Origin of the sequence: Erwinia phyllosphaerae (genome assembly GCF_019132875.1) — a bacterium.
Lineage (GTDB): Bacteria > Pseudomonadota > Gammaproteobacteria > Enterobacterales > Enterobacteriaceae > Erwinia > Erwinia phyllosphaerae.
In genome coordinates this window covers 102163-126499 of record NZ_JAHSPF010000001.1, presented here as the reverse complement: position 1 = coordinate 126499, position 24337 = coordinate 102163, and the positions used below count along the sequence as shown (strand labels likewise).

At 52.8% G+C, this 24337-nt stretch carries 25 protein-coding genes; 15 read left to right on the top strand and 10 right to left on the bottom strand.

Annotated features, from left to right (window positions below):
- Window positions 1-280: 280 nt before the first annotated feature.
- Window positions 281-742 (bottom strand): hypothetical protein, encoded by a 462-nt coding sequence (locus KUE00_RS00625; RefSeq protein WP_246757566.1) that lies wholly within the window; start codon window positions 740-742, stop codon window positions 281-283.
- Between the two features lie 444 nt (window positions 743-1186).
- Here KUE00_RS00625 and KUE00_RS00620 point away from each other — a divergent pair, with 444 nt between their 5' ends.
- On the top strand, window positions 1187-1441 hold the full coding sequence (locus tag KUE00_RS00620; RefSeq protein WP_425523549.1) for a hypothetical protein: 255 nt from the start codon (window positions 1187-1189) through the stop codon (window positions 1439-1441).
- A gap of 302 nt (window positions 1442-1743) precedes the next feature.
- On the top strand, window positions 1744-2781 hold the full coding sequence (locus tag KUE00_RS00615; protein ID WP_246757565.1) for an Abi family protein: 1038 nt from the start codon (window positions 1744-1746) through the stop codon (window positions 2779-2781).
- Window positions 2782-3034: 253 nt separating this feature from the next.
- On the opposite strand, the gene cmoB is transcribed toward KUE00_RS00615, so the two are convergent.
- The 5 genes from cmoB to KUE00_RS00590 all read right to left on the bottom strand — a co-directional run bounded on the left by cmoB (window position 3035) and on the right by KUE00_RS00590 (window position 6752).
- Window positions 3035-4000 (bottom strand): tRNA 5-methoxyuridine(34)/uridine 5-oxyacetic acid(34) synthase CmoB, encoded by a 966-nt coding sequence (gene cmoB, locus KUE00_RS00610; RefSeq protein WP_246757564.1) that lies wholly within the window; start codon window positions 3998-4000, stop codon window positions 3035-3037.
- The gene (gene cmoA, locus KUE00_RS00605) at window positions 4000-4740 is read right to left on the bottom strand and encodes a carboxy-S-adenosyl-L-methionine synthase CmoA (protein WP_246757563.1); all 741 of its coding nucleotides are present in this window, start codon (window positions 4738-4740) and stop codon (window positions 4000-4002) included. Before cmoA ends, cmoB begins: the two co-directional genes overlap by 1 nt.
- An 88-nt stretch (window positions 4741-4828) precedes the next feature.
- Window positions 4829-5224 (bottom strand): MAPEG family protein, encoded by a 396-nt coding sequence (locus KUE00_RS00600; RefSeq protein ID WP_246757562.1) that lies wholly within the window; start codon window positions 5222-5224, stop codon window positions 4829-4831.
- Window positions 5225-5308: 84 nt separating this feature from the next.
- Window positions 5309-6133 (bottom strand): DUF72 domain-containing protein, encoded by an 825-nt coding sequence (locus KUE00_RS00595; RefSeq protein WP_246757561.1) that lies wholly within the window; start codon window positions 6131-6133, stop codon window positions 5309-5311.
- 55 nt (window positions 6134-6188) lie between these two features.
- Entirely contained in the window at window positions 6189-6752 is a 564-nt protein-coding gene (locus KUE00_RS00590) for a hydrolase (protein WP_246757560.1), read from the bottom strand.
- 278 nt (window positions 6753-7030) lie between these two features.
- Between KUE00_RS00590 and aspS the strand changes: the two genes are divergently transcribed.
- From aspS to ruvB, 6 genes are all read left to right on the top strand, one after another.
- Window positions 7031-8827: an aspartate--tRNA ligase gene (gene aspS, locus KUE00_RS00585; RefSeq protein ID WP_246757559.1), complete on the top strand. Its 1797-nt coding sequence runs from the start codon at window positions 7031-7033 to the stop codon at window positions 8825-8827.
- The gene (nudB, locus tag KUE00_RS00580) at window positions 8827-9261 is read left to right on the top strand and encodes a dihydroneopterin triphosphate diphosphatase (protein ID WP_246757558.1); all 435 of its coding nucleotides are present in this window, start codon (window positions 8827-8829) and stop codon (window positions 9259-9261) included. The genes aspS and nudB overlap by 1 nt, the downstream gene beginning before the upstream one ends.
- Before the next feature lie 196 nt (window positions 9262-9457).
- Window positions 9458-10201, top strand: coding sequence for a YebC/PmpR family DNA-binding transcriptional regulator (locus KUE00_RS00575; protein ID WP_246757557.1), 744 nt, complete (start codon window positions 9458-9460; stop codon window positions 10199-10201).
- Between the two features lie 34 nt (window positions 10202-10235).
- Complete coding sequence (ruvC, locus tag KUE00_RS00570; RefSeq protein ID WP_246757556.1) at window positions 10236-10760, top strand: crossover junction endodeoxyribonuclease RuvC; 525 nt, start codon at window positions 10236-10238, stop codon at window positions 10758-10760.
- A 73-nt stretch (window positions 10761-10833) separates the two neighbouring features.
- Window positions 10834-11451, top strand: coding sequence for a Holliday junction branch migration protein RuvA (gene ruvA, locus KUE00_RS00565; RefSeq protein ID WP_246757555.1), 618 nt, complete (start codon window positions 10834-10836; stop codon window positions 11449-11451).
- Window positions 11452-11459: 8 nt separating this feature from the next.
- The gene (gene ruvB, locus KUE00_RS00560; protein ID WP_246757554.1) at window positions 11460-12464 is read left to right on the top strand and encodes a Holliday junction branch migration DNA helicase RuvB; all 1005 of its coding nucleotides are present in this window, start codon (window positions 11460-11462) and stop codon (window positions 12462-12464) included.
- A 10-nt stretch (window positions 12465-12474) separates the two neighbouring features.
- Here ruvB and znuB read toward each other — a convergent pair whose 3' ends face one another.
- Complete coding sequence (znuB, locus tag KUE00_RS00555) at window positions 12475-13260, bottom strand: zinc ABC transporter permease subunit ZnuB (RefSeq protein WP_246757553.1); 786 nt, start codon at window positions 13258-13260, stop codon at window positions 12475-12477.
- Window positions 13257-14009 carry a zinc ABC transporter ATP-binding protein ZnuC gene (gene znuC / locus KUE00_RS00550; RefSeq protein WP_246757552.1) on the bottom strand — a complete coding sequence of 251 codons (753 nt, stop codon included), beginning with the start codon at window positions 14007-14009 and terminating at the stop codon, window positions 13257-13259. The genes znuB and znuC overlap by 4 nt, the downstream gene beginning before the upstream one ends.
- Before the next feature lie 76 nt (window positions 14010-14085).
- Here znuC and znuA point away from each other — a divergent pair, with 76 nt between their 5' ends.
- The 3 genes from znuA (at window position 14086) to lpxM (ending at window position 17473) form a co-directional block, all read left to right on the top strand.
- On the top strand, window positions 14086-15033 hold the full coding sequence (gene znuA / locus KUE00_RS00545) for a zinc ABC transporter substrate-binding protein ZnuA (RefSeq protein WP_246757551.1): 948 nt from the start codon (window positions 14086-14088) through the stop codon (window positions 15031-15033).
- A 12-nt stretch (window positions 15034-15045) separates the two neighbouring features.
- Window positions 15046-16377 carry a murein DD-endopeptidase MepM gene (mepM, locus tag KUE00_RS00540; protein WP_246757550.1) on the top strand — a complete coding sequence of 444 codons (1332 nt, stop codon included), beginning with the start codon at window positions 15046-15048 and terminating at the stop codon, window positions 16375-16377.
- Between the two features lie 127 nt (window positions 16378-16504).
- Window positions 16505-17473 (top strand): lauroyl-Kdo(2)-lipid IV(A) myristoyltransferase, encoded by a 969-nt coding sequence (gene lpxM, locus KUE00_RS00535; RefSeq protein WP_246757549.1) that lies wholly within the window; start codon window positions 16505-16507, stop codon window positions 17471-17473.
- A 52-nt stretch (window positions 17474-17525) separates the two neighbouring features.
- Here the strand turns inward: lpxM and KUE00_RS00530 are convergent, their stop codons facing one another.
- Both KUE00_RS00530 and pyk read right to left on the bottom strand, forming a co-directional pair.
- Complete coding sequence (locus KUE00_RS00530) at window positions 17526-18758, bottom strand: MFS transporter (protein WP_246757548.1); 1233 nt, start codon at window positions 18756-18758, stop codon at window positions 17526-17528.
- A gap of 151 nt (window positions 18759-18909) precedes the next feature.
- On the bottom strand, window positions 18910-20352 hold the full coding sequence (gene pyk, locus KUE00_RS00525; protein WP_246757547.1) for a pyruvate kinase: 1443 nt from the start codon (window positions 20350-20352) through the stop codon (window positions 18910-18912).
- 676 nt (window positions 20353-21028) lie between these two features.
- On the opposite strand from pyk, the gene KUE00_RS00520 reads away from it, so the two are divergent.
- The 4 genes from KUE00_RS00520 to KUE00_RS21885 are packed head-to-tail and all read left to right on the top strand — an operon-like array spanning window position 21029 to window position 24335.
- Entirely contained in the window at window positions 21029-21859 is an 831-nt protein-coding gene (locus KUE00_RS00520; protein WP_246757546.1) for a hypothetical protein, read from the top strand.
- A gap of 9 nt (window positions 21860-21868) precedes the next feature.
- Entirely contained in the window at window positions 21869-22591 is a 723-nt protein-coding gene (locus KUE00_RS00515; protein ID WP_246757545.1) for a 2OG-Fe dioxygenase family protein, read from the top strand.
- Window positions 22584-23306: an SDR family NAD(P)-dependent oxidoreductase gene (locus tag KUE00_RS00510; protein ID WP_246757544.1), complete on the top strand. Its 723-nt coding sequence runs from the start codon at window positions 22584-22586 to the stop codon at window positions 23304-23306. The genes KUE00_RS00515 and KUE00_RS00510 overlap by 8 nt, the downstream gene beginning before the upstream one ends.
- Before the next feature lie 45 nt (window positions 23307-23351).
- Window positions 23352-24335: a TauD/TfdA family dioxygenase gene (locus KUE00_RS21885; RefSeq protein WP_246757543.1), complete on the top strand. Its 984-nt coding sequence runs from the start codon at window positions 23352-23354 to the stop codon at window positions 24333-24335.
- Window positions 24336-24337: the final 2 nt, after the last annotated feature.

Below are 24337 nucleotides of genomic sequence, written 5' to 3'. Positions count from 1 at the left end.
ATGTTGCTGCACGTCGGGTGTAAAGCTGCAAGGGCAGATCGGAACGCGGACACGCCGTTAATACATCCCTCCAGGCTCGCCTGGCGCGTCCATGCGCCAAACGGTCCGCTTATCCGACCAGCCCTTGCTGCTGGTTGAGCGATTGAGTTGCTGTGAGAGGCGCTGCGGGAGCGGTGCAAAACATTGGCAATTGGGTTGCTGTGGAAGATCGCTGTAAGAGCTGCTACAGGATCGTAGCAGCGCATTAGCAATGGAATTGCCGCATTAAGTTCCCGCAACCTTACCGAATCTGTACCAAACCGCCATAGGTTTCCATATAGCGTGGCGCTTTCAAATCATCGACCTGAAAGTTCACCAGCTCGAACAGCAGGCAAAGCAGGTTCTGTTGCGTTTCCCCACTGACGGAGCCGCTCATTAATACCTGCGTCAAAGCCTGGCAATAGTCGGTAAGGGTTTCAGGCTCCGTAATAAAAGGCGTATTACGAAGCGTAGTAACGTCACCTGTTGTTAATTGCATAATACGGTTATCGGGAACCGGCTCCTGATAAATTGACCGTAATTTCTCAAAGCTGGCGGTAAGCTTTTTAAAAAGCGCAAGGCGTTCCATGTCATTATCCGTCTCCATTAAGGCGGAAACGAGTCGCTCGTTATATTCCGCCAGGTCAATAAAGTCCATTCCCGCAGGAAGTGATGAAAAATTTGTAAACTCGGGGCGAGTTTGGGTAAACTGTTTCACAGCCATGATGTTACTCCGTTTAACATTGTGGTAAGAAGCTCGTCAGTGTCTCACCACTGGCGAGCTTCGCTATTTAACGCGGCCGACTTTGTTCGGCGCATGCCCACTCTATTCTTTTTATCTGCCTGGTCAATACTGAATTACCCTTTTTTCCTTCGAATAATTGATGGGATTTTTGTTATGGAAGGGTGCTCGAAAAATAGTAAGAAAACCTGAAATAAGTCGTCATTTTTTGCGAGGTGGCTCGTAATGAAAATACAAGTAACTTTTAAAGGTTAAGGCTTTTAGTAATATAGAGGTTCTGTTGTGGTTCGTTATTTTTATTGAAGGTAATTTGGTGGGGGTTACGTAAAGCGTGTCATAACAGTATGCTTATTCATAGTGTAGAGGTAGCAACAACCGCCTCTTATCGGGTGACGGAATACTCTGACTACTCAATAAAGAGGAATTATGGCGCTCTATAGCTTCATTCTGGCACTGCCAGGCGTAACGAATCAGACTAAAGGACTTGAAGACGCACTGCATGAAAGCGGCTGTGACGATGCGTTGCTATGCGCATACGGAAAATCCGTCTGCGTTGAGTTCGACCGTGAAGCTAATTCTCTGAATGAGGCTATTGCATCAGCGATTAAAGATATCAAATCGGCCGGAATCGGCGCTATTGTTAAAAGAGATGACCTCACGTTTCTGGTGATAAGTAACTAGCGTCTCTTTATGTGCATCAGTGATGAACAGGTCACGGTTGTGCATTGGTTCCTGGGGAAAATGAAAAGTACATATTGAAGTAGTAACTTCAAATAATTTAGAGTGTTAGCACGAGTAGAATAAAGGAAGGTTGCTACAATGATTTGCACTAAGGAGGAACCGGAAAAAGTGTCACCTCCAAAAATGCGAAACCCCGAGAGGGACTAAAGTCTGTCTCGGGGATCTAAGTAGATTGTTGGAGGCGCTTAGTATGAACACCAGAGGGGCCGAACCAACTGCTCTGAAAAGGATTCTAAACACCTATGGCTGAAAGTCAAGTTCCTTACGATTATGCTGGCAATGAGGCCAGCCTCATTGAAAACCTGTCTAAAGAGCGCTTTGCGCCGTACTTAAAAAGTGCTGGGTTTAATACCCAGTATGCTTTCAGTTTGTATCTTTATAATGCACGGCTGTCAAAATCCTTCCTTTATCCCTTACATATTCTTGAGGTCACTCTTCGGAACAGGATGAGCGAGGTATTCAGCGTTTATTTCGATGAAAAATGGTTTGACCATAGCTCTTTCAGATCGGGATTGTCGGATGAAAGCATGGATGCGCTGGATCGTGGGATAAGAAGAGCTAAAAAGCCTAACAAGGAAGATATTATTTCAACATTAACTTTTGATTTTTGGTCAAACCTGTTTAGACCAGAGTACGACAGGTTTGTATGGCAAAAAAACATGAAGAATTTATTGCCGAATGTCTCTATGACTCGAAAAGAGTTCGAGAAAACGGTCAAGGGCATTAACGATTTTCGAAATCGTATTGCGCATTATGAACCAATACATAAAATGAACTTGAGTCAGATGCATATTGACATACTGCATACATTGCAATGGTTGTCAACTGAAACCAGCCTCTGGGTAAAGCACCATTCCACTGTCAACGAATGTTTACGCATGAAACCTTCGCCAAAAGGGAATGGGAGTGTTTTGATAAGCGACCGATGTGATAAGGATTTTACAGTAGTAACTCTCGATGAAAACATCAGTAAAATAAATAACTCGAAATTTACGATTTGCGTTGATAGTAAAGGTGATATAAAAGCCGTTCTAAAAAAAGAACATCTGGCTAACTATATAATGTCCCAGTCAGAAGACGATGAAATAATAATAGATCTCAAGTCTCATGACGTAAGCACTCTAATCGAGAAAATGCTTGTTAGTAATGTTAATATTTGCGATGCAGGAGATCCTTATATATGTATTGGGAAGTATTTTAAAAGCAGAGTCAGTTTCCTCGTTGTTCTGGATAAAGGAGAAATCACAGGCGTAGTAGAGAAAGCACATCGGAGATATTAATATTACATATAGTTAATCAGATTTTCTGTACCTTGTTGGTGGATATATTCATCCCTTTACGACCCCGTGCCGTAGTCCCGTTTCTGAGTGCAGTTCTTCCGAGAGATATTAATAAGCCCGATCCGGATAAACCACACCTGCATAAGCCAGAGCCGGATAAGCCATGCCGGATACCGCACAGGCGCAGTATCCGGGTTTCCACGGAAAGAACATCATCCGGACAGGACGAAATCCACTTCGGGTTGCAATCGACCTAAGGTTTTCGCGCCACCAGCACGGCGCGCAGCGGGGCCGGATAGCCTTCAACGGTTTTAGTCGGGTCGTTGGGGTCGAGGAATTCCGCCAGCGACTCGCTGGTCATCCAGTCGGTGCGGCGCTGTTCGTCAGTTGAGGTAACAGAGTAGTCCGCGATTTTAACGTCAACGAAGCCGCACTTTTCCAGCCAGTTTTTCAGCGCGCCGGTAGACGGAATAAAATAAACGTTACGCATCTGCGCATAGCGTTCGCCCGGCACCAGCACCGCATGCTCGTCGCCTTCAACGACCAGCGTTTCCAGCACCAGCTCGCCGCCGCTGACCAGCTGGTTTTTTAGCTGATAAAGGTGATCCAGCGGCGAACGGCGGTGATAAAGCACGCCCATTGAAAAGACGGTATCAAAGGCCTTCAGTTCCGGCAGCTGTTCAATCCCCAGCGGCAGCACGTGCGCGCGCTGATCGTTACCCAACAGCTTGCGCACCGCCTCAAACTGACAGATAAACAGCTGCATCGGATCGATACCGACCACCAGATTCGCGCCCGCGCCAACCATGCGCCACATGTGATAGCCGCTGCCGCAGCCAACGTCCAGCACGGTACGGCCAGCCAGCGACGAGATATGCGGCAGCACGCGGTCCCACTTCCAGTCCGAGCGCCATTCGGTATTGATATTCACGCCGTACAGCGAATAAGGGCCTTTGCGCCACGGCATCAGATTGCGCAGCAGGCTTTCAAGGCCGCCGCGCTGGCGCTCGCTCAGGTGGCTGCTGTCGGCGCTTACGCTGTGCAGCAAGTCCAGCGTTTCCGGCACGATGACCGGCAAATGCTCAACGGAGCGATCCCAGTTCTTGAAATGGCCGTGCAGCTGTTCACGCTGCCAGGCGGCAATCTGCGCCGGTAAGGTTTCCAGCCAGTGCGACAGCGGGCTTTTAGCGATAAGCTGATAAAAATTACCAAAATCCATCAGTCAGTTCCTGCCTTCAGCGCAATCAGCGAGCCAAAATTAAAGCACTGGAACCACAGCTCGGCGTGCTCAAAACCGGCGGTACGCAGCCGCGCCTTATGCGTTTCCACGCTGTCGGTCAGCATGACGTTTTCCAGCATGCTGCGCTTCTGGCTGATCTCCAGTTCGCTGTAGCCGTTAGCCCGTTTAAAGTCGTGGTGCATATTAAACAGCAGCTCGCCCACGTCCGCGTCGGCAAAGCTGAATTTTTCAGAAAGCACCAGCGCGCCGCCGGGACGCAGCCCTTGCCAGATGGTGTTAAGCAGCGCCTGGCGCTCAGCAGGTTCTAAAAACTGTAACGTAAAGTTCAGCACCACCAGCGAGGCATTTTCGATGGGGATATGACGAATATCGGCTTCAATAACCTCTACCGGGGTGTCGGCGCGAAAGGCGTCGATATGGCGGCGGCAGCGTTCTACCATCGCGGGGGAGTTATCGACGGAAATAATCCGGCAGCCTTCTGCTTTAATATTACGACGCACCGACAGCGTGGCGGCACCCAGCGAGCAGCCCAGATCGTAAACCTGGCTATGCGGCTGGACAAAACGCTCGGCCAGCATGCCGATCATCGAAATAATGTTCGAATAGCCGGGCACCGAGCGCTGGATCATATCGGGAAAAACTTCGGCCACGCGCTCGTCGAACGTCCAGTCGCCCAGTTTGGCAATTGGCGCGGAGAACAGCGTATCGCGGTTAGACATAGTGGTAAATCCGGAAAAACGAAAGGGCGTATTCTGGCAGAAAGCGACGCGGGCTGCATCTTTTCTGCCGCTGAATTAACGGCTGCGGCTAGTTAAGGGTAAAAACCAGATCCCAGGGAAGAAAAATCAAATTGAGAATAATCATTGCCAGCAGCGACAGCATAGTGATGATCATCCCGTTTTTACGCCATAACAGCGTGCTGGTGCGCATGCCGTAGCTGTGTAAAACACGGCCAAGGAAAAAGAAGAGTCCGGACAGATGTAGCATCCACATGTCCGCGCCGTTCATCTCCATCACCACCAGCAGCAGCAGGGCGAGAGGAATATACTCAACCGCGTTGCCGTGAATACGAATGGCCGTTTGCAGTTCATAAAAGCCGCCGTCGCCATGAGACACGCGGTACTGACGGCGCAAACGCACCACGTCAAAAGAAAACTTGATAAGAAACAGTGCTCCAAGCACCACATACAGCGCGCTGACCATCCTTACTCCGTGCAGGCTAAAACGTCAGGCGCCATCATAGCGGCGAAAAGACGCGCTGTCAGCAAATGCTCCTGTTCGTCCAGTTCAGAATAAACTTTCCTGCTGCGGCCAGTCCGGCATTGCGCCAATATCCGGCACGGCTTGCTGCAACGCGGGCCAGAGGCTTTGCACCATCCCGGGCGCGAAGGCCACGTCTGGCGTATGAATAAACAGCCACGGCTGGCCCTGTTCACGCCACTGCGGCAGCTTTTTTTGCCAGGCTTCAAACCATTGTAAATTAGCGCTGGCGTCATCGCCGCCGATAAAGCGGATCATCGGCTGGTCGGCAGTCATCACCGCATGTACCGGCAGATGGGGTTTTTTGCGCTGCGCTTCAATAATGGCCGGATTACTGGCGATAGCGGAATGTACGCCGCGCGTGTCCAGAATGACCCGATTCACGCTGCGCTGGTGTAAACCCGCATTCAGCGCTTTTTCAGCCTCGCCCTTGGCGAAAAATTCAGGATGACGCACTTCCACGCCGTAGCTGAACGTTTTTGGCAAGCCGTCAAGAAACGACCAGAGCGCGGGCAAATCGGCTGGCGAAAAGGCGGAGGGAAGCTGTAGCCAGTACTGACCGATGCGGGAAGCGAGCGGGGCCAGCAGGCTGAAAAATTCTGCGGTCAGATCGCCGCTGTCGCGCAAGGCAGCCTTGTGGCTGATGGTGGCGGGAAATTTAAAGCAGAAACGAAAGTCGTCATGGGTCATGTCATACCAGCGCTGCACAATGTCAGGACGCGGCAATGCGTAAAGCGTGGTGTTGCCTTCTACGCAGTTAAAGTAGCGTGCGTAGTCGGCAAGCGTTTCCATGCCCAGCTTTTTCCATTGTGGATGCTGCCACTGCGGCAGACCCAGATAAAAAGGCTTCATCTTTATTCCTTTTATCCTGCAACAGCGACCGCTTCCGTGCGATCGCTGGCGGTAATTACAGCGCGGCGATAATGTCGTCAGAGGTGCGAACGCGACCCAGACGAGGGAAAATATACTTAAAGCTGCCGTTATGCTCTTCCGTGCTGCCAGCGGCGCAAATATCTTCTGCCACGATCAGGTTAAAGCCCAGTTCCCAGGCGTTACGCGCGGTAGATTCTACGCCAATATTGGTAGAAATGCCGCCCAGCACGATGGTATCAATACCGCGACGGCGCAGCTGTAGCTCCAGATCGGTGCCGTAAAACGCGCCCCACTGGTGCTTGATGACTTCGATATCGCTGTCCTGTTTGCCCAGCGCTTCCGGCCAGTCCCACCAGTTGTCCGGCAGCGGGCCGCCGTGGCTGTTGTCGACAGGCTGCTTTGGTGCATCGCCAAAGTCTTTTGCCCAGCCTACGCGCACCAGGACTACCGGCGCATTGGCGGCACGGAATTTATCGGCCAGCTTTGCTGAACGGGTAACCACATCTGCCGCCGTGTAAGGGCCACCGGCGAAAGGCAGAATGCCTTCCTGTAAATCAATCAGCACCAGCGCGGTGGTCGCTGCATTTAATTCCAACATATTTGCTCCGAATGTCAGGGAAAACGGTCGAGAATACAGGCAGTCAGCCCATTTGGGCGATAACAACAATGTGAGAGACGCGTGAAATTTGTTAGCTTTTGTGAGATGCAGGATAATTGTAGCGGTTTTTGTTGGCTTTCGGCGCCGCTGGCTGGAAGCGGCACTTATCGCGCCGGGCTTTTTCCATTATAATAGCCGCCTTTTTCGCGGCGGCATCGCCCTGAACAGATAACATTAAAGATGCTGCCCGTGAGCGGCGAAGTTAAAAGGATAGCGTTATGCGTACTGAGTATTGCGGACAGATCAACCTGTCTCACGTAGGCCAACAAGTGACACTGTGCGGGTGGGTTAACCGCCGCCGCGATCTGGGAAGCCTGATCTTTATCGATATGCGCGATCGTGAAGGTATCGTGCAGGTGTTCTTCGATCCCGATCGCCAGGACGCTTTTAAGCTGGCCTCTGAACTGCGTAACGAGTTCTGCATTCAGCTTACCGGCACCGTGCGTGCCCGTGACGAAAAAAACAAAAACAGCGATATGGCGACGGGTGAAGTCGAAGTCTTTGCGACCGACCTGACCATTATCAACCGCGCCGAGCCGCTGCCGCTGGACTCTAACCAGGTTAACAGCGAAGAAGCGCGCCTGAAGTATCGCTATCTGGATCTGCGTCGTCCGGAGATGGCGCAGCGCCTGAAAACCCGTGCGAAAATCACCAGCTTCGTTCGCCGCTTTATGGACGATAACGGCTTTTTAGATATCGAAACGCCGATGCTGACCAAAGCCACGCCGGAAGGCGCGCGCGACTATCTGGTGCCAAGCCGCGTGCATAAAGGCAAGTTTTATGCGCTGCCGCAGTCGCCTCAGCTGTTCAAACAGCTGCTGATGATGTCCGGCTTCGACCGCTATTATCAAATCGTGAAGTGCTTCCGTGACGAAGACCTGCGCGCCGATCGCCAGCCGGAATTTACCCAGATCGACGTAGAAACCTCCTTTATGACCGCCCCTCAGGTGCGTGAAATCATGGAGCGGATGGTGCGCGACCTGTGGCAGGACGTCAAAGGTGTCGAGCTTGGCGATTTCCCGATGATGACCTTTGCGGAAGCGATGCGTCGTTACGGCTCCGACAAGCCGGATCTGCGTAACCCAATGGAGCTGGTGGACGTTGCCGATCTGCTGAAGGCAGTCGAGTTTAAAGTCTTCTCCGGCCCGGCTAACGACGTTAAAGGCCGCGTGGCGGCACTGCGCGTGCCTGGCGGCGCAGCGCTTAGCCGTAAGCAGATTGATGAATACGGCAAGTTTGTAGAAATCTACGGCGCGAAAGGCCTGGCGTGGATGAAGGTTAACGAGCGTGCGAAGGGCCTGGAAGGCATCAGCAGCCCGGTTGCCAAATTCCTGAGCGCGGAAATTGTCGAAGAGATCCTGACCCGCACTTCCGCCGCCGATGGCGATGCTATCTTCTTTGGCGCCGACAGCGCGAAAATCGTTGCCGATGCGCTGGGTGCGCTGCGCCTGAAGCTGGGCCGCGATCTGGATATCACCAACGGCAACGCGTGGGCGCCGCTGTGGGTGGTTGACTTCCCTATGTTTGAAGAAGATGGCGAAGGCGGCCTCACCGCGATGCACCATCCGTTCACCGCGCCGCGCGATATGACGCCTGCCGAACTGAAAAACGCGCCGGAAACGGCTATCGCCAACGCCTACGACATGGTGATTAACGGCTACGAAGTCGGCGGCGGCTCCGTGCGTATCCACAACGGCCAGATGCAGCAAACGGTATTTGGCATTCTGGGTATCACCGAGCAGGAACAGCGCGAGAAGTTCGGCTTCCTGCTGGATGCGCTGAAGTTTGGTACGCCGCCGCACGCTGGTTTAGCTTTCGGTCTGGATCGCCTGGTTATGCTGTTAACCGGTACGGATAACATCCGTGACGTTATTGCCTTCCCGAAAACGACGGCAGCGGCCTGTCTGATGACCGAAGCGCCAAACTTCGCTAATCCGGCCTCGCTGGGCGAGCTGGGCATTGAGGTGATGAAAAAGTATCAGAAATCCTCCGACGAACAGTCAGAGAACAACTAATGGCGTATAAGCAGCCCGTTTCGGTACTGGTGGTGATCTACGCCCGCGATACCGGACGGGTGCTGATGCTGCAGCGGCGTGACGATACCACCTTCTGGCAGTCCGTAACGGGCAGCCAGGAAGAGGGCGAAAGCCTGGCGGAAACCGCACGGCGCGAAGTGCTCGAAGAGACGGGAATTGATATCAACGCCGGACAGCTCACATTAGTGGACTGCCAACGTCAGATAGAATTCGAAATCTTTGCGCATTTCCGCCACCGCTACGCGCCAGAGGTTACGCACAACAGCGAGCACTGGTTCTGCCTGGCGCTGCCTTGTGAACGCGATATCACCATCAGCGAACATCTGGCTTACCGCTGGCTGGCGGCGGCAGAAGCGGCGGCGCTGACGCGATCCTGGAGTAACCGCCAGGCAATCGAAGAATTTGTTATTTAACTCCGGGGCCGACCAGTAAGCGGCCGATGGAATGGAATAAGTCAAACGTTCAGGCGTTTATCGGCGCAGCAAATTTGTTCGCTGCCAGCGCGCAGCAACCGCAGCGTACTTCAGTACGTGAGGATTGCGAGCACTGCCAGCGGACAAAGTTGCAAGTAAGATAGCCTGTCCGATATTTATCTGGAGAAAAGATTTAATGGCTGGTCATAGTAAATGGGCAAACACTAAGCACCGTAAAGCGGCTCAGGATGCCAAACGCGGCAAGATTTTCACTAAAATCATCCGCGAGCTGGTGACGGCGGCAAAACTGGGCGGCGGCGATGCCGGTTCTAACCCGCGTCTGCGTGCGGCAATGGATAAAGCGCTGTCCAACAACATGACGCGTGACACCATGAACCGCGCTATCGCGCGCGGCGTCGGCGGTGAAGACGACAGCAACATGGAAACCATCATCTATGAAGGCTACGGTCCTGGCGGCACGGCGGTCATGGTTGAATGCCTGAGCGACAACCGTAACCGTACCGTTTCCGAAGTGCGTCACGCCTTTACCAAAACCGGTGGCAACCTGGGCACCGATGGCTCCGTAGCCTATCTGTTTACCCGTAAAGGCGTGATCTCTTTCGCACCGGGCCTGGAAGAAGATACCGTGATGGATGCGGCGCTGGAAGCCGGTGCAGACGACGTAGTGACCTACGACGATGGCGCTATTGACGTATTCACCGCCTGGGAATCATTGGGCGAAGTCAAAGACGCGCTGACCGCAGCCGGTCTGAACGCCGACAGCGCAGAAGTCACCATGATCCCATCGACCAAAGCGGATATGGATGCGGAAACCGCACCAAAACTGCTGCGCCTGATCGATATGCTGGAAGATTGTGACGACGTGCAGGAAGTCTACCATAACGGTGAGATCTCCGACGAGGTGGCGGCGACGCTGTAATGGCGTCCTCACAGCAACAAAAACGGGGTGCGTGATGGCGATCATTCTGGGTATCGATCCCGGCTCACGCATCACCGGCTACGGCATTATCCGCCAGGTAGGTCGCCAGTTGACCTACCTGGGCAGCGGCTGTATCCGCACTAACTCCACCGATTTACCGTCGCGCCTGAAGCTGATTTATGCGGGCGTCAGCGAGATCATCACGCAGTTTCAGCCGGAATATTTTGCCATCGAGCAGGTCTTTATGGCGAAAAACGCCGACTCGGCGCTGAAGCTGGGCCAGGCTCGCGGGGCGGCTATTGTCGCGGCAGTGAATCACGATCTGCCGGTGTTTGAGTATGCTGCACGCCAGGTGAAGCAAACCGTAGTCGGCATCGGCAGCGCCGAAAAAAGCCAGGTGCAGCACATGGTGCGAACGCTGCTGAAGCTTTCCGCCAACCCGCAGGCAGACGCCGCCGATGCGCTGGCTATTGCCATCACGCATTGCCACCTTAGCCAGAACGTTAACCGTCTGGGCGAAGGCAAGCTCAATCTGGCGCGTGGCCGCCTGCGTTCCTGATAAGCTGGATATCTATCCAGCTTTTTTTATGATATAAATCCCCGCATTAACCTATTTCTGAAGGAAGCTTAAGGTGATTGGTCGTCTGAGAGGCAATATTCTGGAAAAACAGCCGCCGCTGGTGCTGCTGGAAGTCGGCGGCGTAGGCTATGAAGTGCACATGCCGATGACCTGTTTTTACGAGCTTCCCGAACTGCAACAAGAAGCGACGGTGTTTACCCATTTTGTGGTGCGTGAAGACGCACAGCTGCTGTTTGGCTTCAACAGCCGTCAGGAGCGGGCGCTGTTTCGCGAGCTGATCAAAGTTAACGGCGTCGGGCCAAAGCTGGCGCTGGCCATTCTTTCCGGCATGTCCGCACAGCAGTTTGTTACGGCCGTAGAGCGTGAAGAGATCGCCGCGCTGGTCAAGCTGCCTGGCGTGGGTAAAAAGACCGCCGAGCGCCTGGTGGTAGAAATGAAAGACCGCTTTAAAGGCATGCACGGCGACCTGTTCGCTGCCGATGCGCCGTTTGCGCTGACCAGCGAAGTCCAGGCACCTGCGGCGGGCAATAACGCGGAAGAAGAAGCCGTTGCCGCGCTGGTATCGCTGGGGTATAAACCTCAGGAAGCCAGCAGAATGGTCGGTAAAGTGGGCCGTCCGGATGCAGATTGTGAAACGCTGATCCGCGAAGCCCTGCGCGCAGCTATTTGAGGTAAAGCATGATTGAAGCCGACCGCCTGGTCTCGCCGGGAACCTTCAGCGAAGAAGAAGTGATTGACCGCGCCATCCGTCCAAAGCTGCTGGAAGAGTATGTCGGCCAGCCGGTGGTGCGTGAACAGATGGAAATTTTCATCCAGGCCGCGAAAATGCGCGGTGACGCGCTGGATCACCTGCTGGTATTCGGGCCGCCGGGCCTGGGGAAAACCACGCTGGCCGGTATTGTCGCTAACGAGCTGGGCGTTAACCTGCGCACCACTTCCGGCCCGGTGCTGGAAAAAGCAGGCGATCTGGCGGCGATGCTCACTAACCTTGAACCGCACGACGTGTTGTTCATCGATGAAATCCATCGTCTGTCGCCAGTAGTGGAAGAGGTGCTCTATCCGGCGATGGAAGATTACCAGCTGGATATCATGATTGGCGAAGGGCCAGCGGCTCGCTCCATCAAGCTGGATCTGCCGCCGTTTACGCTGATTGGCGCGACAACGCGTGCGGGGTCGTTAACGTCGCCGCTGCGCGACCGCTTCGGCATTGTGCAGCGCCTGGAGTTTTATCGCGTAGAAGATCTCCAGCACATCGTTGGCCGCAGCGCTGCCTGCCTGGGTCTGCCGCTCAGCGAAGAGGGCGCACTGGAAATCGCTCGCCGTTCGCGCGGTACGCCGCGTATCGCTAACCGCCTGCTGCGCCGCGTCAGGGATTTCTCGGAAGTGAAAGCCCAGGGCAGCCTGAGCGGCGACGTGGCTGCCAGAGCGCTGGATATGCTTAACGTGGATACGGAAGGCTTCGACTATATGGACCGCAAGCTGCTGCTGGCCATTATCGATAAGTTTACCGGCGGCCCGGTCGGGCTGGATAACCTGGCGGCGGCGATTGGCGAAGAGCGCGAAACCATTGAGGACGTGCTGGAGCCTTATCTGATCCAGCAAGGCTTTATTCAGCGAACGCCGCGTGGCCGAATGGCAACGCAGCACGCCTATAAGCACTTTGGCATCACGCGGGAAGAGTAAGAGAAACCGGCTACACAGCCGGTTTTTTCATCATGCTCAGCATAAACATCAGCGACGCGCCCAGCACCACCGACGGGCCGGCTGGCGTATCGTAAAAGGCGGAAAAGGTTAGTCCGGCGCTGACGGCCAGAATGCCTACCACCACAGCGAAAGCGGCCATCTGCTCCGGCGTGCGGGCGAAGCGTCTGGCAGTTGCGGCAGGGATAATCAGCAGCGAAGTAATAATCAGCGCGCCGACAAACTTCATCGCCACACCAATGGTCAACGCCGTAACCAGCATCAATACCATTTTGGTGCGCTGGATATTCACGCCGTCCACCTGCGCCAGTTCAGGGCTAATCGTCATAGAAAGCAGCGCGCGCCAGTTTGCGGCCAGCACAATCAGTACCACGGCCACACCCGCGGCAATGGTATAGAGGTCGGCTGGCGTTACGGCCAGTAAGTCTCCAAACAGATAGGCCATCAAATCTACGCGCACGCCGGACATCAGGCTGACCACGACCAGGCCTAACGACAGCGCGCAGTGCGCCATAATGCCCAGCAGCGTATCAATAGCCAGATGCGGGCGGCGCTCCAGCCAGACCAGCAGCAAAGCCAGCAGCAGCGTTACGGCAATCACCGCGTAAAACGGGCTAATATTCAGCAGTAAACCGAAAGCGACGCCGAGTAGCGAAGCGTGCGCCAGCGTGTCGCCAAAATAGGACATGCGCCGCCAGACCACAAACGAGCCCAGTGGGCCTGCTGCCAGCGCCAGAAAAAATCCCGCCAGCCAGCCGGGTAACAGCAGTTCAATCACTTGTTTTGTCCTCTACGTAAAACGATACGTCCTTGAAGGTCGTGACGATGATTATGTTGATGGCGATAAATCGCCAGCTGTTCCGCGCCGCGAGGGCCAAACATAGAGATAAACTCCGGATGTTGCGACACCGCCTCCGGCGTGCCCGAACAGCAGATATGCTGATTCAGGCACAGCACCTCGTCCGTTTTCGCCATCACCAGATGCAGATCGTGCGAAACCATCAGCACGCCGCAGTTCAGCTCGCGCCGCAGCTGATCGATCAGATCGTAAAGCGCCACCTGACCGTTAACATCCACGCCCTGGGTCGGCTCATCCAGCACCAGCAGCTGTGGCTGATTGAGCAGGGCGCGCGCCAATAAGACACGCTGCATTTCACCGCCCGACAACTTTTGCAGCGGCGCGTTAACCAGCTGGCCAGCCTGTACGCGTTTTAACGCGGGCAAAATGTCGGCGCGTTTGACGCCGCCACGCAACAGCATAAAACGCTCGACCGTCAGCGGCAGCGTGGCATCCAGATGAATTTTTTGCGGCACGTAACCAATACGCAGCCGTTCATGGCGAATCACGCTGCCCTTCGTTGGCTGAATCAGTCCCAGCACCACGCGGACCAGCGTAGACTTACCGGCACCGTTAGGCCCAAGCAGCGTTAATATCCTGCCGGGTGCCAGCGCCAGAGAAACGTTGGAAAGCACGGCGCGCTGACCAAAGCTGACGGAAATTTTTTCAAGGCTAATCAGTGAGGACATAGGATTACAGTTTGCAGAAGTTTTCGAATGTTATAATATCACAATCCATCAACCTGTCACGATGGACTGAATCATTATGTTACATAAAACCAAGCCCTTATTCGCCCTCTGTGCTGCACTGGGGTTTGCCGCTTCGCTTGCCGCACCCGCGCAGGCTGCCGTAGTCGCTTCCGTTAAGCCATTAGGTTTTATTGCCGCCGCCATTGCCGATGGCGTGACGCCGGTCGACATTTTGCTGCCTGACGGCGCTTCCGAGCATGATTATTCATTGCGCCCTTCAGACATCAAACGCTTGCAGGACGCGGATCTGGTGGTTTGGGTTGGCCCGGAAATGGAAGCGTTTATGCCGAAAGCCGTCGCCGCGCTGCCCGCACAAAAATCGCTTGAGCTGGCAGATTTATCGACGGTTAAACCGCTGCTGATCCGCGGTCAGGATGAAGATGAAAATGAGCATGAAGAGGGGAGTGAAACCGATCGCGGTCACGCCCATACTCATCACCACGGCGAATATAATATGCACCTGTGGATGTCGCCTGAGATCGCCCGGCAATCTGCGGTTGCAATCCATGCAAAATTATTGGAACTTATGCCGCAAAGCAGAGACAAACTAGACGCGAACCTGCAGCACTTTGAGGCAGAATTGGCCACGGCCGATACGCAGATAGCGACTCAGCTTAAGCCGGTTAAAGGAAAAGGGTATTTCGTCTTTCACGATGCGTATGCATACTTTGAAAAACATTTCGGTCTGACCCCAACAGGTTATTTTACCGTTAACCCTGAAATCCAGCCCGGCGCCCAGCGTTTACATCAAATTCGAACAGAGTTGGTTGAGCACAAGGCCGTTTGTGTCTTTGCTGAGCCACAATTCAGGCCGGCCGTAATTGATGCCGTTGCCAGAGGAACCTCGGTGCGTTCAGGAACGCTCGATCCGCTGGGAACGGCCATCACACCGGGAAGAGACAGCTATGTGACATTCCTCTCACAGCTGTCCAGCCAGTATACGAGCTGTCTGAAAGGAGCATAGAGGAACTAATACGTGCAGCAAATTGCCCGCGCTGTCGCTATGGCGTTTAATACATTGCCGCGAACCCACCGCGTTATGCTGGGTTCGCTCACCGTTGTCACGCTGGCCGTCTCCGTATGGCGGCCATTCGTTTATCATCCCACCGTCAGCGATGACAATCCGATAGTCAAAAGCATTGAGCTGGACAAAAGCCAGCTGCGCACGCTGCTGCCGGAAGCCAGTGAGCCTATCGATCAGGATACGCCTTCGCCTGATGATGATGTGCCGAAGGATGAACTGGACGAGGATGTACCTAATGAAGCCGGCACCCACGACTACGTGGTGTCTGCGGGAGATACGTTAAGCAGCGTGCTTAATCAGTATGGCATCGATATGGGAGATATCAACCAGCTGGTCAAGGTCGATAAAGATCTGCGTAACCTCCAGATTGGGCAGCAGCTGTCGTGGACGCTAACCGACGATGGCCAGCTCCAGCGTTTAACCTGGGAAGCGTCGCGTCGCGAAACCCGTACCTATGACCGTTCTGGCGATACGTTCAAATCCTCTTCCGCTATGCAGAAGGGCGAATGGCAGAACAGCGTGCTTTCCGGCACCGTAGACGGTAGCTTTGTAACCAGCGCCCGCAGCGCCGGGCTGAGCAGCGGTGAAATCAGCGCGGTCATTAAAGCGCTACAGTGGCAAATGGATTTCCGCAAGCTGCGCAACGGCGACCGTTTTTCCGTGCTGATGTCGCGCGAAATGATGGAAGGCAAAAGCCAGCAGAGCCAGCTGGTTGGCGTTCGCCTGCAAACCGGCGGCAAAGATTATTACGCGATTCGCGCCGCAGACGGCAAGTTTTATGACCGCAGCGGGGCAGGTCTGGCGCACGGTTTTATGCGCTTCCCGACCGCGAAGCAGTATCGCGTTTCCTCCAACTTCAATCCGCATCGCCTGAATCCGGTAACCGGCCGTGTTGCGCCGCATAAAGGCGTGGATTTCGCTATTCCACTGGGCACGCCAGTGCTGGCAGTGGGCGACGGCGAAGTGATCGTTGCTAAACGCAGCGGCGGTGCCGGTAACTATGTGGCGATCCGTCATGGTCGCCAGTATATGACCCGCTACATGCACATGAAAAAGCTGCTGGTGAAGCCGGGTGATAAAGTGAAGCGGGGCGAGCGTATCGGGCTTACCGGCAACACGGGGCGCTCTACCGGGCCGCATCTGCACTTTGAAGTCTGGATCAACAACCAGGCGGTTAATCCTCTGACAGCGAAACTGCCGCGTATGGAAGGGTTGACCGGCAAAGATCGCAGCGACTATCTGGCTCAGGTTCGCGAAGTTACGCCGCAGCTGCGCTTTAAATAACCGTTATTACTATCAATAAAGCCGACGGATGCACCGTCGGCTTTTTTCTTTGCGCGGTAAATGCCGCGGGCATTGCAAAATTGCTCGTCAACACTATCATTAGCCGCTCAAAGTTTGAGGCGAGTGCATGGAACATAAGAAAAGCAACATTGAGTTTATTCCCACCTTTCAGAAATCTTTTCTGCTACCGCGTTACTGGGGGAGCTGGCTGGCTATCGGTCTGTGCGCCGGTATGGCCTGGCTGCCGGTCGGCCTGCGCGATCCTTTGCTCGGCGCGCTGGGGCGCTTCGCCGGGAAATTCGCCAAAAGTGCTCGCCGTCGCGCGCAGATTAATCTGTTTTACTGCCTGCCGGAACTAGCCGAATCCGAACGCGAAAAGATTATTGATGAGATGTTTGCGACGGCACCGCAGTCCATGGTGATGATGGCAGAGCTGGCCATGCGGCCGGCCCATACGCGTAAGCGTATTACCTGGCACAATAAAGAAATTATTGAGCAGATCCGCGCCGAAAATCAGAACGTGATCTTTCTGGTTCCGCACGGCTGGGCGGTAGATATTCCGGCGATGGTGCTGGCGTCGGAAGGCCAGAAAATGGCGGCGATGTTCCATAACCAGCGCGATCCCGTTATGGACTATATGTGGAACGCCGTCCGCCGCCGTTTTGGCGGGCGTATGCATGCCCGCAATGACGGCATCAAGCCTTTTATCAGCTCGGTGCGGCAAGGGTACTGGGGATATTATCTGCCCGATCAGGATCACGGCGCGGAGCACAGCGAGTTTGTGGACTTTTTTGCCACTTACAAAGCAACGCTGCCTGCGGTCGGACGCCTGATGAAGGTTTGCCGGGCCAGGGTGATCCCGCTGTTTCCGGTCTATAACAGTAAAACGCACGGTCTGGATATTTATTTGCGTCCGCCGATGGACGATCTGCTGACGGCAGATGACACCACGCTGGCGCGCAGAATGAATGAAGAAGTCGAAATTCTGGTGCGGCCGAATCCGGAACAGTACACCTGGATCCTCAAGCTGCTGAAAACGCGTAAAGAGGGCGATATCGAACCTTATCGCCGCAAGGATCTTTACCGTAAAAAGTAACCTGGCTGGCCGAGGCAGAAAAATCTGCCTCAGCCGTTAGTGAAATAAAGACCTACAGCGACACGACGGTCGAGCGCCGTTTACGCTCTTTTAAAAATGCCCGCACCAGCCAGAACCAGGCCAGCCCACAAAGCAAGTTCACCGCGCTAAACCAGAAGCTGTTGCCACGAAAATAGGCGCTTTTCGCCAGCTCTATCCCCAGGGCAAAGACGATAATACTCACCATTCCCAGCATTGCAGCCACTCCGCCTTTGCCCGCGTCGCTGGAATAAAGCGTCAGGCGATAAAGACTGGCGTTAACCAGCCCCGTGCCAAAGCCGTACAGGCTCAGTCCGGCGGTCAGCCACAGGTAGCTATGTAAATTGATGGCGTTAGCCGCTGCTGCCAGCGCCAGACCGGTAAGAATAGGCCAGGCCGCCAGGCGCAGCGGATACTCAATCGGCCGCCGACCTGCAATCCGGCCCAGCGTCAGGTTGCCCGCAATCATCGCGATAAATACCGGGAGCTGGAGCAGGGCATAATCCATCCTGGTCAGGCCCTCGTCATGGATTAAAATGACCGGCGACAGCGCCACCCACGCAAGACAGGGAATCGAGACCAGCCCAATCGCCAGCGAACCGCCCATTACCTGACGATCTTTCAGCAAGGCAAGATAGCCGCCCGCCAGCGATTTAAGCGACAGCGACAGCGTTTTATCGCCTGCCGTTTCCGGCATGGTGCGCCACAGCCCAACCAGCGCCAGCGCGGCAACGCCGCCAAACAGCCAGAACATGCTGCGCCATTCGCCAATCGACAGAAAAGCCGCTCCGGCCAGCGGGCCTGCCAGCGGCGCAATCAGCGCCACGTTAGCCATTAGCGCCATCATTTTTACGGCCAGCGATTCGCTAAAGGCTTCCTGAATGGTGGCGTAGCCGACCGCGCCAATAAAACAAAGGCTGGTTCCCTGCATCAGGCGCAGCAGAATAAACTGCTCAATATTCTGTACCCAGTGCGTGGCAAAACAGGCCAGCGTAAAAAAGGCGACGCCCGCCAGCATCACCGGCCGACGGCCTGCCTTATCCGAAAGCGGCCCGAGTAACCATTGCAGTACGATGCCGCCGATTAAATAGGCGGTAAGCGAGGCGGAAACCCATTCAGGGCCAACGTGAAATTCGCTGGTTACCAGCAGCATGCCCGGCTGGATCATATCGTGGGCGATATAGCTGGCAAATTCGAACAGCACCAGCGAGAGCGGGAAAATCAGATGGCGTCGGGACAGGCTCGACACCGGAACAAATAAGGGCATTCTGGCTCCTTCCAGTAAAAAGCAAACAGGATAAAACACGGCAACATACAGCAAGAATGTGCAGGGTTAATGACTTTTTTATTGAAATAAAAAGAAAGAAGGGACGAGGAAAAGCTACCGGGCACGCTGGCCCGGTAACGCGGAACAAAACTTATTCTACACGCAGTACACGGCTGGTGTTGGTCGTGCCTGTCGTGCTCATCACATCACCCTGGGTAACGATGACCAGGTCACCGGACATCAGGAAACCTTTATCACGCAGCAGGTTGATAGCGTCGTGAGCAGCGACCACGCCATCATTGTTGCTGTCAAAATAGACTGGCGTTACGCCACGATACAGCGCGGTCAGGTTTAACGTATGTTCATGGCGTGACATAGCGAAAATCGGCAGGCCGGAAGTGATACGTGAAGTCATCAGCGCGGTGCGGCCAGATTCCGTCATGGTAATGATCGCCGTGACGCCCTGCAGGTGGTTGGCTGCATACATGGCGGACATGGCAATCGCTTCTTCAATATTGTCGAACTGCACGTCCAGGCGATGTTTGGAAACGTTGATGCTGGGGATCTTCTCCGCGCCGAGACACACTTTTGCCATCGCCGACACGGTTTCTGCCGGATACTGGCCCGCTGCGGTTTCCGCTGACAGCATCACCGCATCGGTACCATCCAGCACGGCGTTCGCCACGTCCATCACTTCTGCGCGCGTTGGCATCGGGTTGGTGATCATCGATTCCATCATCTGCGTGGCGGTAATCACCGCACGATTAAGCTGGCGTGCGCGGCGAATTAGCGCCTTCTGAATACCGACCAGCTCCGGATCGCCAATCTCTACGCCCAAATCGCCCCTGGCAACCATGACCACATCGGAAGCCAGGATAATGTCATCCATCGCTTCCTGCGAGGCAACGGCTTCTGCGCGCTCCACTTTAGAGACGATTTTCGCTTCGCAGCCGGCTTCACGAGCCAGGCGACGCGCATAGTTGAGATCTTCGCCGCAGCGTGGGAAGGAAACGGCCAGGTAATCCACGTCGATTTTGGCGGCGGTAAGAATATCCGCTTTGTCTTTTTCCGTCAGCGCTTCGGCTGAAAGGCCGCCGCCAAGCTTGTTGATACCCTTGTTATTAGAAAGCGGGCCGCCAACGGTCACTTCGGTAAAGACCTTCATGCCCTGAACTTCCAGCACTTTCAGCTGCACGCGGCCATCATCCAGCAGCAGAATGTCACCAGGCACAACGTCAGCAGGCAAACCTTTATAGTCGATGCCAACTTTTTCTCTGTCGCCTTCGCCTTTGCTCAGGCTGGCGTCTAACAGAAAGCGATCGCCCTGGTTAAGGAAAACCTTGCCTTCTTTAAACGTTGAAACGCGAATTTTCGGGCCTTGCAAATCACCTAAAATAGCAACGTGGCGGCCGAGTTTTGCGGCAATCGCGCGCACGTCGCTGGCACGCTGCATATGATCTTCTGGCGTGCCGTGAGAAAAGTTAAGTCGAACGACGTTAGCGCCAGCTGCGATAATTTTTTCGAGATTGTTGTCGCGATCGGTAGCCGGACCAAGCGTGGTAACGATTTTGGTTCTTCTTAAACGTCGAGTCATGGAGAGTTCCTTGTGTTTTAAAACGGCTGGTGAAGGAGTAACCCTCGCCAACGGTGCATCTGTGCGCATTTGTGCTGATAAAACAGACGTTCAGACAGTTAACGGGCCGGTCTGTTTCTCACTCTGTTTGCTCTGAAGGCGGGCGGTGAAGCCGTCAATGGATACAATACTGGCACAGCAGCCCGAAGTCATCATCTTGTCCCGCTTAGTCTCGACGAATTTATCGCATCCCGTCGGCCTGAAGGGGGGGAGCCATGCCGCATAAAAATCCTGAAGCGCTTACGCGATTAATCTGATTCGTTAGAAAATTTTATGCGCTGCAAACGTGCTGAGAGCGTCAAATGCGCTTTCATCTTCCTCAGAGCGGCAGGGTGAGCTTTGCAAGTACACAGGATTAAATGCCGTTATTTATCTCTTTTACTGGCCAATAATAGCGGCTGTGGTGTTTTATCAAGCCGTTCGCAACGCTTGCAAAATAATTATCACCAGCAATAACTATGTTTACAGTGATATTTTTTATTAGTGATAATAACCAATGTTTATTTTAAATAAACAACAGAAAAATTAATGTTGTTGACGCGTCAAAGCGAGGGTGATAGAAATTAAATAAATTATAACAATTTATTAATTATTTTAGATCAGGGAAACAACAGAAAAACAACTTTTGCGAGGTTTTATGTCGTTTCAATATTACGAAGATGATGTCAAAGACCTGGACTTATATAAAGTCGCGCGGATTATCAAGGAAGGAAACGCGGATGGCCGGGTACTCTACATTATTCGCAACGCGGTAAAACCTGCGGTCTGCGAAAAAATAAAAAGTAATTTTTATGAAATTATGCAGATTAAAGGTAATCATCGCCCTGATGATGGTTTCGTAAAAACAGAACAAATCGGTTCCTCACAGTTTCATAAAACGGGACTTGAATACATCACGGCCACGGTGGAATCAGATGCTGATGTTTTGAATTTATATCAGGGTATTTCAGATCACGATGTGCAAAGCTTGTATCTGGACAAACAGCTGGAAGTTTTCTTTACGCAAGAAAAAATCGGCTATCGTCCTTCAGCTTTCAAAAGCCATCATGCTAATTTTGCGACTACCAGAAGATGGCTGGATAACGGCAATATGTCTCTGTGGCCTCATGATGACAGCGCCCAACTGAAATTTGCAGAAAAAGATGGTTATGAAATTGCAAAAGCTAAAAATGTGATTTCATCAAATCTATGTATTTGCGATGCGGCTAACGGTGGTGAACTGAAAGTCTGGAACTGTCGCCCGGACGATAATATTCGCCGGGAGTTTGATGTTGTCGACACGGGTTATCCTTATCCGCTGGAATTTGCCGATAACTTTGCCAGCTTCACCGTCCGTTTAGCCCCGGGCGACCTCTATTTCCTGAATGCCTCTTATCTGCATGGCGTAACCAGCTCTGTAGAAAACGAAAGGATTAGCTCAGGGCGATTTATTGGCTACATTGAGAATAAAGTGGTCTGGTGGACATAGAGATAAAAAATGGAAATTAATCATATTGTTCAGGATTTGCAGGGCACAGGACATGCAAAATTTAACCTCCAAAACTTCGAAGACTTCATTATTCAGGATGAAGAGCTTAAATTGCTAAAATCCCGTTTCCCTGAAATGCCGCTCGATACTTATTCGGAAGGCAACAGATTAAGAAACTATATCCAGGTGGCTTATCAGAATGATACGTTGCGTTACGGCAAGTTTGAGCCTTATCAGCAGACTAAAAGATATAATCCTGTTACCGGCGGTGTCGTAAGAGACTATCAAAATATCAGTGAAGAGATCCTGAATACCAGGCTCTTTAATGAAATCGTGCAAAAAGATATCGATATAGTAAAAAATATTGATGATATGCCGCCCGTCGAAGAGTTAATGATTGGCGTCCACTTTTTCCGCTATAACGCAGGAAAAGAGCCGGCCTACAGTTCACCTTCATGGTTGCATAAAGATGATGAAGATGTGGTGTTCATGCATCTTGTGGATGTTTCTGCCGATCTTGTCGGCGGGGAGAGCATTATCGCTAAACACCCTAAAAAGATCGACCGCGTACTCAGAATGCGAAAAACATTCGATACGCTGGTTGTGAACCATCGCTGCTTTCATGCTGTGACACCAATGAGCGTGCCTGAAGAATACGATGAGCGTAATTTCTTGCACAGGGACATTATCCTGGTGACCTTCCAGAAAAGAAAAGGTGAAGATTTTGAGTAAGAACATAGCTGTTGTTACCGGCAGTAACGGAGGAATAGGACAGGCGATAGTTAATTCGCTCCTCGATAAAAACTATAAGGTCTACGGTTTAGATCGGGAAAATGATATTCATCACGACAGCTTTGAATTTATTGAAGCAGATTTAAAAAATTTAAATGCGCTGAACGATTTTAGCTTCAATAATATCTCACTCGGTGATTATAGTCTGTTGATCAATGCAGCGGGCATCAGAGAGATTGTGCCGCTGCTGGATTTAAGCCTGGATACCTGGTCAGACGTCTTTTCAGTCAATATTACCGCACCTTTTCTACTCTCCAGAAACTTCTGCAGAAAGCTGGTGGCGCAAAAAAGTGAGGGAAGTATCGTCAACATTGCTTCCGTTAGCGGCATGCTTGCGGAGCCGGAACGGACAGCTTACGTCTCTTCTAAACATGCTTTACTGGGTATGACTAAGCAATTTGCGCTGGAGTTTGGTCGACAGGGGATAAGGTGTAATTCTGTTTCACCCGCTATTACCCGCACAGGTATGACCGAGCACTATTTTCACGATCCCGACATTATGGAAAAAATAAATCGCGGTCTTTACGCTCCCCGCACGGGCGAGCCACAGGATATTGTTGCCGTGGTGAATTTGCTGGCCGATAAAAACTCGCAGTTTATCAACGGCGCTAATTTTGTTGTGGATGGCGGCTGGACCTGTGGGAAAGATTTGTAATTAAAACGCGGATAACCTGGTTTTTAAATTTATTGGAGAATGTCAGTGATTGAGACCGTATGGATTTCCTGGGAAGAGCAGCAAAACCTGAAGCGACTGGCCGAAACATTCAGTCAGTTTGATGACGATACGCTTTTTTCATCGCTACCCTTATTAAAGCAAGAGGTTAAAAATATCCTCAGCCCGGAGACCTGGTCTGCTCTGAATGGATTTATGCCTGGCGACGGTAATATTTTACGCGTTAATGGCCTGCCTTTTGATTACAACATACAAGAAACGCCCTATACCGGCTACGTTGACAATGCAGATCTGCCGATTGCCAGCGTCATGCAGTTTGCCGTTTTTGCCGCCTGCGATATTTTTCCGATCTCATATCTGCGGGAAAATAAGGGCCTTCTATTCCGTCATGTGGTACCCACGCGTAAACGGGCAAAGCGAGTCAGCTCCCACGGCAGCGCGCTGACGCTGGATATGCATGTTTCAAATCCTATCCTGCCTATTATCCCCGAAGAGACCCACAACGTTTCCGGCTCGCCGGAGGTGCTCGCTTTTTACGGCATCCGGCCCGATCCTGACGTCTTTACGGAGGTCGTGGAGCTGGACGAGGTGCTGGCACAGCTGGAACAGCACGTCATTGATGAGCTTTGCGAAAAGAAATATTTTTTCAGAATGCCGTCTTCTTTTAACGGCGATGAACTGAAAGGGCCGCTCGCCATTCTTGGTATCAAAGAAGGCATGTATTACAACAGAACGGATATGGATACCGTTATCCCGGTTGATTATCCTGCCCTGGTTAGCCTGAACGTCTTTATGGAAGCGACCAAAAAAGTGAAAAATTACTATCGCCTCCAGCTGCCACCGGGCGATATGCTGCTGTTTAAAAACCAGCGGACGCTGCACTCACGGCAAAAATTTGTGGCCAGATATAATGGTCTCGATCGCTGGATGGTGCGCCTGTACGGCAGTGCCAACATGGCCCGCCATCATGCGGCAGACGAATCAAAACGCTATCTTGGACTGACTTATTAATC

Coding starts and splice junctions, on each gene's coding strand:
- KUE00_RS00625 (WP_246757566.1), bottom strand. CDS start 742: ATGGCTGTGAAACAGTTTACCCAAACTCGCCCCGAGTTTACAAATTTT.
- KUE00_RS00620 (WP_425523549.1), top strand. CDS start 1,187: ATGGCGCTCTATAGCTTCATTCTGGCACTGCCAGGCGTAACGAATCAG.
- KUE00_RS00615 (WP_246757565.1), top strand. CDS start 1,744: ATGGCTGAAAGTCAAGTTCCTTACGATTATGCTGGCAATGAGGCCAGC.
- cmoB (WP_246757564.1), bottom strand. CDS start 4,000: ATGGATTTTGGTAATTTTTATCAGCTTATCGCTAAAAGCCCGCTGTCG.
- cmoA (WP_246757563.1), bottom strand. CDS start 4,740: ATGTCTAACCGCGATACGCTGTTCTCCGCGCCAATTGCCAAACTGGGC.
- KUE00_RS00600 (WP_246757562.1), bottom strand. CDS start 5,224: ATGGTCAGCGCGCTGTATGTGGTGCTTGGAGCACTGTTTCTTATCAAG.
- KUE00_RS00595 (WP_246757561.1), bottom strand. CDS start 6,133: ATGAAGCCTTTTTATCTGGGTCTGCCGCAGTGGCAGCATCCACAATGG.
- KUE00_RS00590 (WP_246757560.1), bottom strand. CDS start 6,752: ATGTTGGAATTAAATGCAGCGACCACCGCGCTGGTGCTGATTGATTTA.
- aspS (WP_246757559.1), top strand. CDS start 7,031: ATGCGTACTGAGTATTGCGGACAGATCAACCTGTCTCACGTAGGCCAA.
- nudB (WP_246757558.1), top strand. CDS start 8,827: ATGGCGTATAAGCAGCCCGTTTCGGTACTGGTGGTGATCTACGCCCGC.
- KUE00_RS00575 (WP_246757557.1), top strand. CDS start 9,458: ATGGCTGGTCATAGTAAATGGGCAAACACTAAGCACCGTAAAGCGGCT.
- ruvC (WP_246757556.1), top strand. CDS start 10,236: ATGGCGATCATTCTGGGTATCGATCCCGGCTCACGCATCACCGGCTAC.
- ruvB (WP_246757554.1), top strand. CDS start 11,460: ATGATTGAAGCCGACCGCCTGGTCTCGCCGGGAACCTTCAGCGAAGAA.
- znuC (WP_246757552.1), bottom strand. CDS start 14,009: ATGTCCTCACTGATTAGCCTTGAAAAAATTTCCGTCAGCTTTGGTCAG.
- znuA (WP_246757551.1), top strand. CDS start 14,086: ATGTTACATAAAACCAAGCCCTTATTCGCCCTCTGTGCTGCACTGGGG.
- lpxM (WP_246757549.1), top strand. CDS start 16,505: ATGGAACATAAGAAAAGCAACATTGAGTTTATTCCCACCTTTCAGAAA.
- KUE00_RS00530 (WP_246757548.1), bottom strand. CDS start 18,758: ATGCCCTTATTTGTTCCGGTGTCGAGCCTGTCCCGACGCCATCTGATT.
- pyk (WP_246757547.1), bottom strand. CDS start 20,352: ATGACTCGACGTTTAAGAAGAACCAAAATCGTTACCACGCTTGGTCCG.
- KUE00_RS00520 (WP_246757546.1), top strand. CDS start 21,029: ATGTCGTTTCAATATTACGAAGATGATGTCAAAGACCTGGACTTATAT.
- KUE00_RS00515 (WP_246757545.1), top strand. CDS start 21,869: ATGGAAATTAATCATATTGTTCAGGATTTGCAGGGCACAGGACATGCA.